At 60.7% G+C, this 12630-nt stretch carries 24 protein-coding genes and 1 pseudogene; all 25 read left to right on the plus strand.

The features are described 5' to 3' along the window. A pseudogene (locus tag GGR62_RS04885) lies at nt 1-171 on the plus strand (elongation factor Tu); the annotation flags it as partial. A 469-nt stretch (nt 172-640) separates the two neighbouring features. Then, nucleotides 641-952, plus strand: a complete 312-nt coding sequence (rpsJ, locus tag GGR62_RS04890) for a 30S ribosomal protein S10 (protein ID WP_003486723.1) — start codon at nt 641-643, stop codon at nt 950-952. A gap of 11 nt (nt 953-963) precedes the next feature. Continuing rightward, the gene (gene rplC / locus GGR62_RS04895) at nt 964-1614 is read left to right on the plus strand and encodes a 50S ribosomal protein L3 (RefSeq protein WP_184406854.1); all 651 of its coding nucleotides are present in this window, start codon (nt 964-966) and stop codon (nt 1612-1614) included. Between the two features lie 13 nt (nt 1615-1627). Continuing rightward, entirely contained in the window at nt 1628-2233 is a 606-nt protein-coding gene (gene rplD, locus GGR62_RS04900; RefSeq protein ID WP_184407024.1) for a 50S ribosomal protein L4, read from the plus strand. Then, entirely contained in the window at nt 2230-2529 is a 300-nt protein-coding gene (rplW, locus tag GGR62_RS04905; RefSeq protein WP_002811694.1) for a 50S ribosomal protein L23, read from the plus strand. Before rplD ends, rplW begins: the two co-directional genes overlap by 4 nt. 10 nt (nt 2530-2539) lie before the next feature. Then, complete coding sequence (gene rplB, locus GGR62_RS04910) at nt 2540-3367, plus strand: 50S ribosomal protein L2 (RefSeq protein WP_003486715.1); 828 nt, start codon at nt 2540-2542, stop codon at nt 3365-3367. A 6-nt stretch (nt 3368-3373) separates the two neighbouring features. Further along, entirely contained in the window at nt 3374-3643 is a 270-nt protein-coding gene (rpsS, locus tag GGR62_RS04915) for a 30S ribosomal protein S19 (RefSeq protein WP_005993369.1), read from the plus strand. A 12-nt stretch (nt 3644-3655) separates the two neighbouring features. Then, nucleotides 3656-3991, plus strand: coding sequence for a 50S ribosomal protein L22 (gene rplV / locus GGR62_RS04920; protein ID WP_002811686.1), 336 nt, complete (start codon nt 3656-3658; stop codon nt 3989-3991). A 17-nt stretch (nt 3992-4008) separates the two neighbouring features. Continuing rightward, nucleotides 4009-4743, plus strand: coding sequence for a 30S ribosomal protein S3 (gene rpsC, locus GGR62_RS04925; protein WP_184406855.1), 735 nt, complete (start codon nt 4009-4011; stop codon nt 4741-4743). A gap of 5 nt (nt 4744-4748) precedes the next feature. Next, nucleotides 4749-5162: a 50S ribosomal protein L16 gene (gene rplP / locus GGR62_RS04930; RefSeq protein WP_184406856.1), complete on the plus strand. Its 414-nt coding sequence runs from the start codon at nt 4749-4751 to the stop codon at nt 5160-5162. Continuing rightward, a complete protein-coding gene (gene rpmC / locus GGR62_RS04935) occupies nt 5162-5347 on the plus strand; it encodes a 50S ribosomal protein L29 (protein WP_003486703.1) in 186 nt (61 codons plus the stop codon). Before rplP ends, rpmC begins: the two co-directional genes overlap by 1 nt. Nucleotides 5348-5358: 11 nt before the next feature. After that, nucleotides 5359-5628, plus strand: coding sequence for a 30S ribosomal protein S17 (gene rpsQ / locus GGR62_RS04940; RefSeq protein ID WP_102252624.1), 270 nt, complete (start codon nt 5359-5361; stop codon nt 5626-5628). 14 nt (nt 5629-5642) lie between these two features. Beyond that, nucleotides 5643-6011, plus strand: a complete 369-nt coding sequence (gene rplN, locus GGR62_RS04945; RefSeq protein ID WP_003486699.1) for a 50S ribosomal protein L14 — start codon at nt 5643-5645, stop codon at nt 6009-6011. 15 nt (nt 6012-6026) lie between these two features. Further along, nucleotides 6027-6344 carry a 50S ribosomal protein L24 gene (gene rplX, locus GGR62_RS04950; RefSeq protein ID WP_006450639.1) on the plus strand — a complete coding sequence of 106 codons (318 nt, stop codon included), beginning with the start codon at nt 6027-6029 and terminating at the stop codon, nt 6342-6344. An 11-nt stretch (nt 6345-6355) separates the two neighbouring features. Beyond that, the gene (gene rplE, locus GGR62_RS04955; RefSeq protein WP_184406857.1) at nt 6356-6898 is read left to right on the plus strand and encodes a 50S ribosomal protein L5; all 543 of its coding nucleotides are present in this window, start codon (nt 6356-6358) and stop codon (nt 6896-6898) included. An 18-nt stretch (nt 6899-6916) separates the two neighbouring features. Then, nucleotides 6917-7222, plus strand: a complete 306-nt coding sequence (gene rpsN, locus GGR62_RS04960; protein ID WP_005917137.1) for a 30S ribosomal protein S14 — start codon at nt 6917-6919, stop codon at nt 7220-7222. Between the two features lie 205 nt (nt 7223-7427). Continuing rightward, entirely contained in the window at nt 7428-7826 is a 399-nt protein-coding gene (gene rpsH, locus GGR62_RS04965) for a 30S ribosomal protein S8 (protein WP_010371096.1), read from the plus strand. 15 nt (nt 7827-7841) lie between these two features. Continuing rightward, the gene (rplF, locus tag GGR62_RS04970) at nt 7842-8369 is read left to right on the plus strand and encodes a 50S ribosomal protein L6 (RefSeq protein ID WP_184406858.1); all 528 of its coding nucleotides are present in this window, start codon (nt 7842-7844) and stop codon (nt 8367-8369) included. Nucleotides 8370-8460: 91 nt separating this feature from the next. After that, a complete protein-coding gene (rplR, locus tag GGR62_RS04975) occupies nt 8461-8820 on the plus strand; it encodes a 50S ribosomal protein L18 (protein ID WP_005993383.1) in 360 nt (119 codons plus the stop codon). 158 nt (nt 8821-8978) lie between these two features. Continuing rightward, nucleotides 8979-9521 carry a 30S ribosomal protein S5 gene (gene rpsE / locus GGR62_RS04980; protein ID WP_184406859.1) on the plus strand — a complete coding sequence of 181 codons (543 nt, stop codon included), beginning with the start codon at nt 8979-8981 and terminating at the stop codon, nt 9519-9521. Beyond that, a complete protein-coding gene (rpmD, locus tag GGR62_RS04985; protein ID WP_006450646.1) occupies nt 9514-9705 on the plus strand; it encodes a 50S ribosomal protein L30 in 192 nt (63 codons plus the stop codon). The genes rpsE and rpmD overlap by 8 nt, the downstream gene beginning before the upstream one ends. A 4-nt stretch (nt 9706-9709) precedes the next feature. After that, nucleotides 9710-10153: a 50S ribosomal protein L15 gene (gene rplO / locus GGR62_RS04990; protein ID WP_012439114.1), complete on the plus strand. Its 444-nt coding sequence runs from the start codon at nt 9710-9712 to the stop codon at nt 10151-10153. Nucleotides 10154-10160: 7 nt separating this feature from the next. Continuing rightward, nucleotides 10161-11528, plus strand: a complete 1368-nt coding sequence (gene secY / locus GGR62_RS04995) for a preprotein translocase subunit SecY (RefSeq protein ID WP_039412801.1) — start codon at nt 10161-10163, stop codon at nt 11526-11528. Nucleotides 11529-11861: 333 nt separating this feature from the next. Further along, entirely contained in the window at nt 11862-12218 is a 357-nt protein-coding gene (rpsM, locus tag GGR62_RS05000) for a 30S ribosomal protein S13 (RefSeq protein WP_003486672.1), read from the plus strand. Between the two features lie 10 nt (nt 12219-12228). Further along, nucleotides 12229-12621, plus strand: a complete 393-nt coding sequence (gene rpsK, locus GGR62_RS05005) for a 30S ribosomal protein S11 (RefSeq protein WP_003486671.1) — start codon at nt 12229-12231, stop codon at nt 12619-12621. Nucleotides 12622-12630 lie beyond the last annotated feature (9 nt).

Raw genomic sequence — 12630 nt, forward strand, 5'->3', positions numbered from 1 at the left:
ACTGGCGCTTGCCAGTTGCCGGAAGGCGTGGAGATGGTGATGCCGGGCGACAACGTGAAGATGGTCGTGACCCTGATCAACCCGGTCGCGATGGACGAAGGTCTGCGCTTTGCCATCCGTGAAGGCGGTCGTACCGTCGGCGCCGGCGTGGTTGCCAAGATCATCAAGTAAGTAGCCTGCAGTTCGGCGACTTCGGTCGTCGACGCGGCAACAAGGGTCGGCGCAAGCCGGCCCTTTTTTTTATGGAAGTCTTCATTGCGCTGAAGTGTTTCTGTGCGATGGGATTGATGGGTCAGGGTGCTTGCGCAGGGAAAACACCCTCGCTATAATGCGCGGCTCGGTGTCCCTGGGTAGGGCGCTGAGTTACAGCGAAAAGAACGGCAGGATGCCGCTCGTGTTCGCCAGACCGGGAAGGTCGCGTTGCTTGGAGCACTCAACAACTCATGCGTTGTTGACCGTGCTCTTGTTGCGCACTATACTTTTCCGTCTGGGCAGACCGGTTTACCGGTCTGCCTCAGTTTTTGGGCGGAGGAAGTGCCCTCGTCGGCAGGATGCGCGGCGATTTCATCTACGCAGGAATATCGGGGCAGGTATCCCAGAGGCCTTGCCCGTCGCTCTTTTAACGAAGGAAGCTTCCGTCATGTCGGAACAAAAGATCCGGATTCGGCTGAAGGCGTTCGATCATCGTTTGATCGACCGTTCGGCCAGCGAGATCGTCGAGACAGCCAAGCGGACCGGCGCGCAAGTGCGTGGCCCGATCCCACTGCCGACCAAGATTGAACGTTACACCATCCTCGTCTCCCCGCATGCCGACAAGGATGCGCGTGACCAGTATGAAACCCGCACGCACAAGCGTGTGCTCGATATCGTCGATCCCAACGACAAGACCGTGGACGCGCTGATGAAGCTCGAGCTCGCGGCTGGCGTCGACGTTCAGATCAAGTTGACCTGAGGACTACGACCATGACGAAGAAATATTCGTTGGGCTTCGTGGGCCGCAAGGCTGGTATGAGCCGCGTCTTCACTGAAGACGGCCGTGCAATACCAGTCACGCTGATCGAAGCAACTCCAAACCGCATCGCGCAGATCAAGACCGTCGAAGCCGACGGCTACAGCGCAGTGCAGATTACCGTTGGCGCGCGTCGCGCCGCACTGGTCAACAAGCCGGCCGCCGGTCACTTCGCCAAGGCGAAGGTCGAAGCGGGTCGTGGCTTGTGGGAATTCCGCGTTGAAGATGCGCAGCTCGGCGATTTCGCCGTCGGCGGCGAAATCAAGGCGGACATCTTCGAGGTCGGCCAGAAGGTCGACGTCCAGGGCGTCACCAAGGGTAAGGGTTTCCAGGGCACCATCAAGCGCTACAACTTCCGTATGGGCGATGCAACTCACGGTAACTCGCTGTCGCATCGCGCGCCGGGTTCGTTGGGTCAGCGCCAGACCCCGGGTCGCGTTTTCCCGGGTAAGAAGATGTCGGGCCACATGGGCGCCGTGCAGCAAAGCACGCAGAACCTGGAAGTGGTCAAGGTCGACGTCGAGCGTGGTCTGATTGCTATCCGCGGCGCCGTGCCTGGCGCAGCTGGTGGCGACGTGATCGTCCGTCCGGCGAGCAAGGCATAAGGGAGAGATGACGATGGAACTCGTTATCACGGGTAGCAACAACAAGGTCTCGGTCTCCGATGCCGTGTTCGGTCGCGAATTCAGCGAAGATCTGGTTCACCAGGTCGTCGTCGCTTATCGCAATGCCGGTCGCGCTGGTACCAAGGCACAGAAGACGCGTTCGGAAGTTGCGGGCACGACCAAGAAGTCGAAGAAGCAGAAGGGCGGCGGTGCGCGTCATGGCGCGCTGACGGCTCCGATCTTCGTCGGCGGCGGCGTGACCTTCGCGGCCAAGCCGCGCAGCTTCGAACAGAAAGTCAACCGCAAGATGTACCGTGCGGCCATCTGCGCGATCTTCTCTGAGCTTAATCGCCAGGGTCGCCTGATGATCGTCGATGCGTTCGACGTCGAAACCACCAAGACCCAGGCTCTGATCGAGAAGCTGAAGGGACTGGATGTGGGCAAGCGCCCGCTGATCGTCACCGAAGAAGCCTCCGAGCACCTGTATCTGTCCGCTCGCAATCTGCCGTATGTGCAGGTGCGTGATGTGCAGGGTCTGGATCCGGTCGCTCTGGTCGGGGCCGATACGGTCGTGATCACCGCCGATGCGGTCAAGAAGGTCGAGGAGTGGCTGGCATGAGCAGCAACGAAAAAATCTTCAGCGTGCTGCGTGCTCCGCGAGTCTCCGAAAAGACCGCGCGCCTGCAGGAAATCTCCAACCAGTATGTCTTCGAAGTTTCGAACGAAGCCACCAAGGCCGATGTAAAGGCCGCGGTTGAGCAGCTGTTCGACGTCAAGGTCAAGGCAGTCAACGTGGTCAACGTCAAGGGCAAGAGCAAGTCCTTCCGTAACCGTGCTGGCAGCCGTGGCAATTGGCGCAAGGCGTACGTCCGCCTGGTTGATGGTCAGTCCATCGACGTAACGGCCAAGGCCTGAGGTCCATCCCATGCCATTGATGAAGTTCAAACCCACCTCTCCCGGCCGTCGTTCCGCCGTGCGCGTGGTTACTCCCGATCTGCACAAGGGCGCACCGCACGCGGCGCTGCTCGATTCGCAGAGCAAGTCCGGTGGTCGTAACCACCATGGCCGCATCACCGTGCGTCACGTCGGTGGTGGCCACAAGCAGCACTACCGCATCATCGACTTCAAGCGCAACAAGGAAGGCATTCCGGCGCGTGTGGAGCGGATCGAATACGATCCGAACCGTACCGCCCATATCGCCCTGCTGTGCTACGTCGACGGCGAGCGTCGCTACATCATCGCCCCCAAGGGCCTGAAGGCTGGCGACCAGGTCATTGCCGGTGCCAACGCACCGATCAAGACCGGCAACACGCTGCCGCTGCGCAACATCCCGGTCGGTACGACGGTTCACGGTATCGAGCTGAAGCCGGGTAAGGGCGCTCAGATCGCACGTGCTGCCGGTGCAGCCGTCCAGCTGGTCGCTCGCGAAGGCATCTACGCCACGCTGCGTCTGCGCTCGGGCGAAATGCGCAAGGTGCCGGTCGAGTGCCGCGCCACCATCGGCGAAGTCGGCAACGACGAGCACAACCTCGAGAAGTTGGGCAAGGCCGGCGCCAAGCGCTGGCGCGGTGTTCGCCCGACCGTTCGCGGTGCGGCCATGAACCCGGTCGATCACCCGCACGGTGGTGGTGAAGCGAAGGCTGGTCAGGGTAATCCGCATCCGGTCACCCCGTGGGGTGTGCCGACCAAGGGTTACAAGACGCGCAAGAACAAGCGCACCCAGCAATTCATCGTCCGCGATCGTAGGGGCTAATCGACCATGGCACGTTCACTCAAGAAGGGCCCGTTCGTCGATCACCACCTTGCAAAGAAGGTGGAGTCCGCTGCGGGTAGCAAGAAGCCGATCAAGACCTGGTCGCGCCGTTCGATGATCCTGCCGGAAATGGTAGGCATCACCATCGCCGTGCATAACGGCAAGAACCACATTCCGGTGCTCGTCAACGAGAATATGGTCGGCCACAAGCTCGGCGAATTTGCCGTCACCCGGACCTTCAAGGGTCACGGTGGCGACAAGAAGTCGAGCAGGTAAGGAGAGATGACGATGGAAGCGAAAGCAATCCTGCGCACCGCGCGCATCTCCCCGCAGAAGGCCCGCCTGGTCGCTGACCAGGTGCGTGGTTTGTCCGCCGAGCGTGCGGTCAATCTGCTGAAGTTCTCGGACAAGAAGGCTGCACACCTGATCAAAAAGGTGGTGGAGTCGGCTATTGCCAATGCCGAGAACAATCAGGGCGCGGATGTCGACGAGCTGAAGGTCAAGACCATCATGGTTGATGAAGGTCCGTCCCTGAAGCGTTTCATGGCGCGGGCGAAAGGCCGCGGTACCCGCATCCTCAAGCGCACCAGTCACATCACTGTGATTGTTGGCGCCGCCAAGTAAGCGGAAAGGAAAAGACCATGGGTCATAAAGTTCATCCGACTGGAATCCGTCTTGGCATCGCCAAGGACTGGAATTCCAAGTGGTACGCAAACAAGGCCGACTTCGCCGGTTATCTGGCAGCCGACCTGAAAGTGCGTGAAATGCTGCGCAAGAAGCTCGCGCAGGCAGGTATCAGCAAGATCTTGATCGAGCGCCCTGCCAAAACCGCCCGCGTGACGATCCACACTGCCCGTCCGGGCGTTGTGATCGGCAAGCGTGGTGAGGACATCGAAAAGCTGCGCAAGGAAGTGAGCGAGATGATGGGCGTTCCCGCCCACATCAACGTCACCGAAGTGCGCAAGCCGGAGCTGGATGCGCAGCTGGTCGCCGAGTCGATCGCGCAGCAGCTCGAGCGTCGCATCATGTTCCGCCGTGCAATGAAGCGCTCGGTCGGCAACGCGATGCGCCTGGGTGCCCTGGGCATCAAGGTCAACGTGGCTGGCCGCCTCAACGGTGCAGAAATCGCCCGTTCGGAGTGGTACCGCGAAGGTCGCGTGCCGCTGCACACGCTACGTGCCGACATCGATTACGGTTTTGCCGAAGCGTCCACGACGTACGGCATCATCGGTATCAAGGTTTGGATCTATAAGGGCGAGGTCTTCGACTTCTCCCAGGTTGGCCAGGAGAAGCAGGACGACAGCCCGCGCAACGATCGTAACGATCGCGGCGACCGTGGTGACCGTCCTTCGCGCCCGGCTCGTGAAGCGAGGTAACGGCAATGTTGCAACCCAAGCGAACCAAATATCGCAAGATGCACAAGGGCCGCAATGACGGCCTGGCATGGAGCGGAAACGCCGTCAGCTTCGGCGAGTACGGTCTCAAGGCAACCGCGCACGGTCAGCTGACCGCGCGTCAGATTGAAGCAGCACGTCGCACGATCAGTCGCGTCGCCAAGAAGGGCGGCAAGATGTGGATCCGTGTGTTCCCCGACAAGCCGATCACCAAGAAGCCGATCGAAGTCCGCATGGGCTCCGGTAAGGGCAACGTGGAGTACTGGGTCGCGCAGATTCAGCCGGGCCGCATGATCTATGAAATCGAGGGTGTTCCCGAAGATGTCGCACGTGAGGCCTTCCGCCTTGCCGCCGCCAAGCTGTCGGTGACCACCACTTTCGTGACCCGGACGGTGCGCTGATGGATATCAAACAACTCCGCGAGAAGTCGGCTGACGAACTGAAGGCCCACCTGACCGATCTGCGTAAGGAGCAGTTCTCGCTCCGCATGCAGCAGGTCACCGGCCAGCTGCCGAAGACCCACGAAACCCGCCGGGTGCGCCGCGAGATTGCTCGCGTCAAGCACCTGCTCGGCAGCACCAAGTAAGGACGGCCGCGATGAGCGACAACAACGAAAAGCAAACGCTGCGCACGGTCGAAGGCCGTGTCGTCAGCAACAAGATGGACAAGACGGTCACCGTGTTGGTAGAGCGCCAGGTCAAGCACCCGTTGTACGGTAAGTACATCAAGCGCTCGTCCAAGCTCCACGCACACGATGCCGACAATGCCTGCAACGAAGGCGACGTCGTGCGTGTGACCGAGATTGCTCCGATGTCCAAGACCAAGAACTGGCGGGTGGTCGAAATCGTCACCCGTTCGGCCGAATAAGGGAGATCTGAATCATGATCCAGATGCAGAGCTACCTCGATGTCGCCGACAATTCGGGTGCCAAGGAAGTGATGTGCATCAAGGTGCTGGGCGGCTCAAAGCGCCGCTACGCACACATTGGCGACATCATCAAGGTGACCGTCAAGGACGCCATTCCGCGCGGTAAGGTCAAGAAAGGCGAAGTCTACGACGCCGTCGTGGTGCGTACCCGCAAGGGTGTGCGCCGTCCCGACGGTTCGCTGATCCGCTTCGACGGCAACGCCGCTGTGCTGTTGAACAATAAGCAGGAGCCGATCGGGACCCGCATCTTCGGGCCGGTGACGCGCGAGCTGCGTTCCGAGAAGTTCATGAAGATCGTCTCGCTCGCTCCCGAAGTGCTGTGAGCGGAGGACATACACATGGCTAACCGTATCAAGAAGGGCGACCAGGTCGTCATCAACACCGGCAAGGACAAGGGTAAGCAGGGTGAAGTGGTGCGTGTGGACGGCGATCGGGTGATCGTTTCCAACGCCAACATCATCAAGCGCCATACCAAGCCGAACCCGCAGGCGGGTGTCGCCGGCGGCGTGGTCGAGCGTGAAGCGTCGATCCATATCTCCAACGTCAATATCGTCAACCCGGCAACGGGCAAGGGCGAGCGCGTTGGCTTCAAGGTGCTGGAGGATGGACGCAAATTGCGTGTGTTCCGCTCCAGCGGTGAGGCGCTCGACGCCTGAGGAATGAGATCATGAACACTCGTCTCGAAAAGTTTTACAAGGAAAACGTGGTGCCGGCCCTGATGAAGGAATTCGGCTACACCAATCCGATGGAAGTGCCGAAGCTGGTCAAGGTCACGCTCAACATGGGCGTGGGCGAGGCGGCTACCAACAAGAAGATTCTGGAAAATGCGGTCGCCGACATGTCCAAGATCTCCGGCCAGAAGCCGGTGGTCACCAAGTCGCGCGTTTCGGTCGCATCGTTCAAGATTCGTGACGGTTGGCCGATCGGCTGCAAGACCACGTTGCGTCGCGCCAAGATGTACGAGTTTATGGATCGTCTGATCAACATCTCGTTGCCGCGCGTGCGCGACTTCCGTGGTGTTTCCGGTCGTTCCTTTGACGGTCGTGGCAACTTCAACATGGGTGTGAAGGAACAGATCATCTTCCCGGAAATCGATTTCGACGCTGTCGACGCGATCCGCGGTATGGATATCGCCATCACCACCACCGCCAAGACGGATGCGGAAGCGAAGGCGCTGCTGGCAGCGTTCAAGTTCCCGTTCCGTAACTGACCGTCGAGGACATCCGAAATGGCAAAGACCTCCATGATCCACCGCGACATCAAGCGTGCAAAGCTGGCGAAGAAATTCGCCGGCAAGCGTGATGCGCTGAAGAAGATCCTCTCCAGTCAGGATGCGTCCTACGAAGAGAAGATCGATGCATCGACCAAGTTGCAGAAGCTGCCGCGCGATTCGTCGCCGAGCCGTCACCGCAACCGTTGCGAGTTGTCCGGTCGTCCGCGCGGTGTCTACCGCAAGTTCGGTCTGGGTCGCAACATGCTGCGCAAGGCCACGATGAACGGCGACGTTCCGGGTCTGCGCAAGGCAAGCTGGTAACAGCATTGCCGGCCGTTCGCGGCCGGCTGGAACAGGATTGTTCTGTTCAACAAGGGAGTCCGACGCAAGTCGGGCTCTTTTGTCGTATACTTCCGCTTCTGTCTTGCCCGTACGGGCTCGGCATGGCGTCAAGGGTCCTGGCCCGTCCCCAGGAAAACACAAGATTTTCGCGAAAGCGGATATCGGTGCACTCAAAGGTACTCATATGAGCATGACTGATCCCATCGCCGACCTGCTGGTACGCATCAAGAATGCGGCCGCGGTTGGTAAGCAGACGGTGAAATTGCCGTCGTCCAAGATCAAGGTTGCGATCGCCCAAGTCCTGAAGGACGAGGGTTACATCACCGACCTGCGCGTTACGGCCACCGAAAACAACAAGTCGGAGCTGGAAATCGTGCTGAAGTATTTCGAAGGCCGTCCGGTCATCGAGACCCTGAAGCGTTTCTCGCGCTCGGGTCTGCGTCAGTACCGCGGCAAGACCGAGCTGCCCAAGGTCCTGGGTGGCCTGGGTATCGCCATCATCTCCACGTCGAAGGGCATCATGACCGATGCGCAGGCTCGCGAAGCCGGCGTTGGTGGTGAAGTTCTGTGCTTCGTGGCCTAAGGGAAGGAATCGAACATGTCCCGTGTAGCCAAGAAGCCTGTGTCCCTCCCGAAGGGTGTTGAGCTCAACGTCCAGCCTGAGCTGGTCAGCGTCAAGGGCCCGAAAGGCACCCTGACTCTGCCCAAGCCGGTTGGCGTCGAAATCGCTGTCGATGGCGGCGTCGCCACCCTGTCGGCCAACGATCCGTCGCAGATCGCCATCACCGGTACCGTGCGTGCCATCCTGGCCAATATGGTCAAGGGTGTCTCCGAAGGCTTCGAGCGCAAGCTGGAGCTGGTCGGCGTCGGTTACCGCGCTGCCATGCAGGGCAAGGATCTGAGCCTGGCGCTCGGTTTCTCGCACCCGCTGGTGTTCGTGGCGCCGGAAGGCATCACGCTGTCGACCCCGACCCAGACCGAAATCCTGGTGCAGGGTGCAGACAAGCAGCGCGTCGGCGAAGTTGCCGCCAAGATTCGCGGTTTCCGTCCGCCGGAGCCCTACAAGGGCAAGGGTGTGAAGTACGCCGGTGAAGTCATCATTCGCAAGGAAGCCAAGAAGGCGTAAGGCAGGTCCCTCTGCTAGGAGCCCGGCCATCCATGGCCGGACTTTTCAATGCAAAAGCCTGTTTTCCTTCAGCTTTCGTAGGATAAATATCATGAGCATCAACAAGAACATTGCCCGTCTGCGTCGCGCCAAGTCCACCCGTGCGCACATCCGCGAACTGGGTGTCGCCCGTCTGTCGGTGCTGCGCACCGGCCAGCATCTGTATGCGCAGGTGTTCACTGCCGACGGCTCCAAGGTGATCGCTGCGGCTAACACGCTGCAGGCCGACGTCAAGGACGGCCTGAAGAACGGCAAGAACAGCGATGCGGCCGTCAAGGTCGGCAAGCTGATCGCCGAGCGCGCCAAGGCTGCGGGCATCGAGAAGGTCGCATTCGACCGCTCGGGCTACCGCTACCACGGCCGTATCAAGGCGCTGGCCGACGCAGCTCGCGAAGGCGGCCTGCAGTTCTAAGCACTGCTGCGGATGTGGCCTTCGGCCGCATCCGCAATCCCGCCGGCAGGGAGATGCCGGGCCGTCCCGTTCTTTTGCAACGGAGCCGGGAACACAGCGTGACTTCCCAACCATAAGCGGCTTCGAGCCGTACATACTCAATCAATCAAGGATTCAAAATGGCAGAAGAACGTGCACCGCGGGGTCGTGATCGCGACCGTAACCGCGAAGAGAAAGTCGACGATGGCATGATCGAAAAGCTGGTCGCGGTCAATCGCGTCAGCAAGACGGTCAAGGGCGGTCGCCAGTTCACCTTCACCGCGCTGACCGTGGTCGGCGATGGCTTGGGCAAGGTTGGTTTCGGGTATGGCAAGGCGCGCGAAGTGCCGGTCGCCATCCAGAAGTCGATGGAGCAGGCGCGCAAGAACCTGGCCACTGTCGATCTGAACAACGGCACCTTGTGGCATGCCGTCAAGTCGGGTCATGGCGCAGCACGCGTCTACATGCAGCCGGCGTCGGAAGGTACGGGCGTCATCGCAGGCGGCGCCATGCGCGCTGTGCTGGAAGCGGTTGGCGTGAAGAACGTGCTGGCCAAGGCCGTCGGTTCGCGTAACCCGATCAACCTGGTCCGTGCAACCCTGAAGGGTCTGTCGGAAGTGCAGTCGCCGTCGCGTGTTGCGGCCAAGCGCGGCAAGAAGGTGGAGGAGCTCAACCATGGCTAAGGACACTGGCAAGACTGTGAAGGTGCGCCTGGTGCGTGGCCTGCGTGGTACCCAGTCGCGTCACCGCCTGTCGGTGCATGCGTTGGGCCTGAATAAGATCAACGATGTGCGTGAACTCAAGGACAGCCCGCAGGTGCGTGGCCTGATCAATACGGTTCACTACCTCGTCAAGGTTGAGGACTAATCCCATGACTATGCATCTCAATGACCTCAAGCCCGCCGACGGCGCCCGTACCGAGCGCACCCGCGTCGGTCGTGGCATCGGCTCCGGCCTTGGCAAGACCTGCGGCCGCGGCCACAAGGGTTCGTTCGCGCGTAAGGGTGGCGGCAAGATCAAGGCCGGCTTCGAAGGCGGCCAGACCCCGATGCAGCGTCGTCTGCCGAAGATCGGTTTCCGTTCCAAGATGGCGCGTGACAGCGCAGAAGTGTTGTCCTACCAGCTGGACAAGCTGGAAGCCGGTGAGATCGACTTTGCAGCGCTGCGTGCGGCCAATCTGGTCCCGAGCCGCGCCAAGAAGGCGAAGATCGTGCTGAAGGGCGAGCTGAGCAAGAAGTTTGTGCTGAAGGGTGTCGCTGCAACTGCAGGCGCCAAGGCGGCAATCGAAGCTGCCGGCGGCAGCGTAGAGGAGTAATCGGCAGATGGCGCAGGCTGGCATTGGTAACCTCGGTGGCGGGCTCGGCAAGTTCACGGAACTTCGCCAGCGGCTACTGTTCGTCCTCGGGGCATTGATCGTCTACCGCATCGGCTGCTATGTGCCAGTGCCAGGCGTCAATCCCGATGCCATGCTTTCGTTGATGCAGGCGCAGGGCGGCGGCATCGTGGACATGTTCAACATGTTCTCGGGCGGCGCCCTGCACCGTTTCAGTATTTTTGCGTTGAATGTGATGCCGTATATCTCGGCGTCGATCGTGATCCAGTTGGCCACGCATATCTTTCCCGCCCTCAAGGCGATGCAGAAGGAAGGTGAGTCCGGCCGACGCAAGATCACCCAATATTCGCGCATCGGTGCGGTGTTGTTGGCGGTGGTGCAGGGCGGCAGTATCGCGCTCGCACTGCAGAACCAGACCGCGCCCGGTGGCGCACCGGTGGTGTATGCGCCGGGCATGGGCTTTGTGCTCACCGCAGTGATTGCATTGACCGCCGGCACCATCTTCTTGATGTGGGTGGGCGAGCAGGTCACCGAGCGCGGCATCGGTAACGGTGTGTCGCTGATCATCTTTGCAGGCATCGTGGCGGGTTTGCCGTCGGCGGCGATCCAGACCGTGGAGGCCTTCCGCGAAGGCAACCTGAGCTTCATTTCGCTATTGCTGATCGTCATCACCATCCTGGCGTTTACGCTGTTTGTGGTGTTTGTCGAGCGCGGGCAGCGGCGGATCACGGTCAACTACGCGCGCCGCCAGGGCGGTCGCAACGCGTACATGAACCAGACCTCGTTCCTGCCATTGAAGCTCAATATGGCCGGTGTGATTCCGCCGATCTTCGCGTCGAGCATCCTGGCCTTCCCGGCGACGTTGTCGATGTGGTCGGGTCAGGCAGCATCGGGCAGTGGCGTGGGGTCATGGCTGCAGAAGATCGCCAATGCGCTTGGACCGGGTGAGCCGGTGCACATGTTGGTGTTCGCGGCGCTGATTATCGGGTTTGCGTTCTTCTATACCGCGCTAGTGTTCAATTCGCAGGAAACGGCAGACAACCTCAAGAAGTCGGGTGCACTGATTCCGGGTATCCGTCCGGGCAAGGCCACGGCGGATTACGTCGACGGCGTGCTGACGCGCCTGACGGCGGCCGGTTCGCTATACCTGGTCATCGTTTGCCTGCTGCCGGAAATCATGCGTACGCAGCTGGGCACCTCGTTCCACTTTGGTGGCACCTCGCTGTTGATCGCGGTGGTGGTGGTGATGGACTTCATTGCGCAGATCCAGGCGCACCTGATGTCGCATCAGTATGAGAGTCTGCTGAAGAAGGCCAACCTGAAGGGCGGCTCGCGCGGCGGTCTGGCGCGCGGTTAAGTGGTACACTAGAGCTTCATTACGTGAAGACGGCCTGGTTCCCGGGCCACGATCTTCCGATCAGAAGGGCGGCTCGCGCGACGTCTCGCGCGCGGGTGTGACGAGGTGGTCCTGTGCGGGAGTAGTACAGGCGATTCGGAGAAGTTTTCTGGATCAACATCGTCCGGCGCCGGAGCGAGGGCACACTCCCCACGCCGGGTCCATGGAACTTTTTGGTTCCACGGGCTTCAAAGCAATCCGAGGCCTTGCTACAATTCCGAGTTCACTTTTGATCCATCCTGCCGGATGGCGCCTGGGCGCTGTCGGGCCATCACTCAGTTGGAGAATCGCGTCATGGCGCGTATTGCAGGCGTCAACCTGCCAGCCCAGAAGCACGTCTGGGTCGGGTTGCAAAGCATCTACGGCATCGGCCGTACCCGTTCGAAGAAGCTCTGCGAATCCGCAGGCGTTACCTCGACCACGAAGATTCGTGATCTGTCCGAACCCGAAATCGAGCGCCTGCGCGCCGAAGTCGGCAAGTATGTCGTCGAAGGCGACCTGCGCCGCGAAATCGGTATCGCGATCAAGCGACTGATGGACCTGGGCTGCTATCGCGGTCTGCGTCATCGCCGTGGTCTCCCGCTGCGTGGTCAGCGCACCCGTACCAACGCCCGCACCCGTAAGGGTCCGCGCAAGGCGATCAGGAAGTAAGGGATAGATCATGGCAAAGCCAGCAGAAAAGAAAACGAAGAAGAAGATCAAGCGCGTCATCACTGACGGCGTCGCCCACGTCCACGCTTCGTTCAACAACACCATCGTCACCATCACCGATCGCCAGGGCAATGCACTGTCGTGGGCTACGTCCGGCGGCGCCGGTTTCCGTGGTTCGCGTAAGTCGACCCCGTTCGCTGCTCAGGTTGCCGCCGAAAAGGCCGGCCGCGCTGCGCTCGACTACGGCGTGAAGTCGCTGGAAGTACGTATCAAGGGTCCGGGTCCGGGCCGTGAGTCGGCCGTGCGTTCGTTGAACAACGTGGGCTACAAGATCACCAACATCATCGACGTGACGCCAATCCCGCACAACGGGTGCCGTCCGCCGAAGAAGCGTCGCGTCTAAAGGGAGCGA

Source organism: Xanthomonas sp. 3075 (genome assembly GCF_014197275.1).
In the GTDB taxonomy this organism is placed as follows: Bacteria; Pseudomonadota; Gammaproteobacteria; order Xanthomonadales; family Xanthomonadaceae; genus Xanthomonas; species Xanthomonas campestris_B.

Coding starts and splice junctions, on each gene's coding strand:
- rpsJ (WP_003486723.1), top strand. CDS start 641: ATGTCGGAACAAAAGATCCGGATTCGGCTGAAGGCGTTCGATCATCGT.
- rplC (WP_184406854.1), top strand. CDS start 964: ATGACGAAGAAATATTCGTTGGGCTTCGTGGGCCGCAAGGCTGGTATG.
- rplD (WP_184407024.1), top strand. CDS start 1,628: ATGGAACTCGTTATCACGGGTAGCAACAACAAGGTCTCGGTCTCCGAT.
- rplW (WP_002811694.1), top strand. CDS start 2,230: ATGAGCAGCAACGAAAAAATCTTCAGCGTGCTGCGTGCTCCGCGAGTC.
- rplB (WP_003486715.1), top strand. CDS start 2,540: ATGCCATTGATGAAGTTCAAACCCACCTCTCCCGGCCGTCGTTCCGCC.
- rpsS (WP_005993369.1), top strand. CDS start 3,374: ATGGCACGTTCACTCAAGAAGGGCCCGTTCGTCGATCACCACCTTGCA.
- rplV (WP_002811686.1), top strand. CDS start 3,656: ATGGAAGCGAAAGCAATCCTGCGCACCGCGCGCATCTCCCCGCAGAAG.
- rpsC (WP_184406855.1), top strand. CDS start 4,009: ATGGGTCATAAAGTTCATCCGACTGGAATCCGTCTTGGCATCGCCAAG.
- rplP (WP_184406856.1), top strand. CDS start 4,749: ATGTTGCAACCCAAGCGAACCAAATATCGCAAGATGCACAAGGGCCGC.
- rpmC (WP_003486703.1), top strand. CDS start 5,162: ATGGATATCAAACAACTCCGCGAGAAGTCGGCTGACGAACTGAAGGCC.
- rpsQ (WP_102252624.1), top strand. CDS start 5,359: ATGAGCGACAACAACGAAAAGCAAACGCTGCGCACGGTCGAAGGCCGT.
- rplN (WP_003486699.1), top strand. CDS start 5,643: ATGATCCAGATGCAGAGCTACCTCGATGTCGCCGACAATTCGGGTGCC.
- rplX (WP_006450639.1), top strand. CDS start 6,027: ATGGCTAACCGTATCAAGAAGGGCGACCAGGTCGTCATCAACACCGGC.
- rplE (WP_184406857.1), top strand. CDS start 6,356: ATGAACACTCGTCTCGAAAAGTTTTACAAGGAAAACGTGGTGCCGGCC.
- rpsN (WP_005917137.1), top strand. CDS start 6,917: ATGGCAAAGACCTCCATGATCCACCGCGACATCAAGCGTGCAAAGCTG.
- rpsH (WP_010371096.1), top strand. CDS start 7,428: ATGAGCATGACTGATCCCATCGCCGACCTGCTGGTACGCATCAAGAAT.
- rplF (WP_184406858.1), top strand. CDS start 7,842: ATGTCCCGTGTAGCCAAGAAGCCTGTGTCCCTCCCGAAGGGTGTTGAG.
- rplR (WP_005993383.1), top strand. CDS start 8,461: ATGAGCATCAACAAGAACATTGCCCGTCTGCGTCGCGCCAAGTCCACC.
- rpsE (WP_184406859.1), top strand. CDS start 8,979: ATGGCAGAAGAACGTGCACCGCGGGGTCGTGATCGCGACCGTAACCGC.
- rpmD (WP_006450646.1), top strand. CDS start 9,514: ATGGCTAAGGACACTGGCAAGACTGTGAAGGTGCGCCTGGTGCGTGGC.
- rplO (WP_012439114.1), top strand. CDS start 9,710: ATGACTATGCATCTCAATGACCTCAAGCCCGCCGACGGCGCCCGTACC.
- secY (WP_039412801.1), top strand. CDS start 10,161: ATGGCGCAGGCTGGCATTGGTAACCTCGGTGGCGGGCTCGGCAAGTTC.
- rpsM (WP_003486672.1), top strand. CDS start 11,862: ATGGCGCGTATTGCAGGCGTCAACCTGCCAGCCCAGAAGCACGTCTGG.
- rpsK (WP_003486671.1), top strand. CDS start 12,229: ATGGCAAAGCCAGCAGAAAAGAAAACGAAGAAGAAGATCAAGCGCGTC.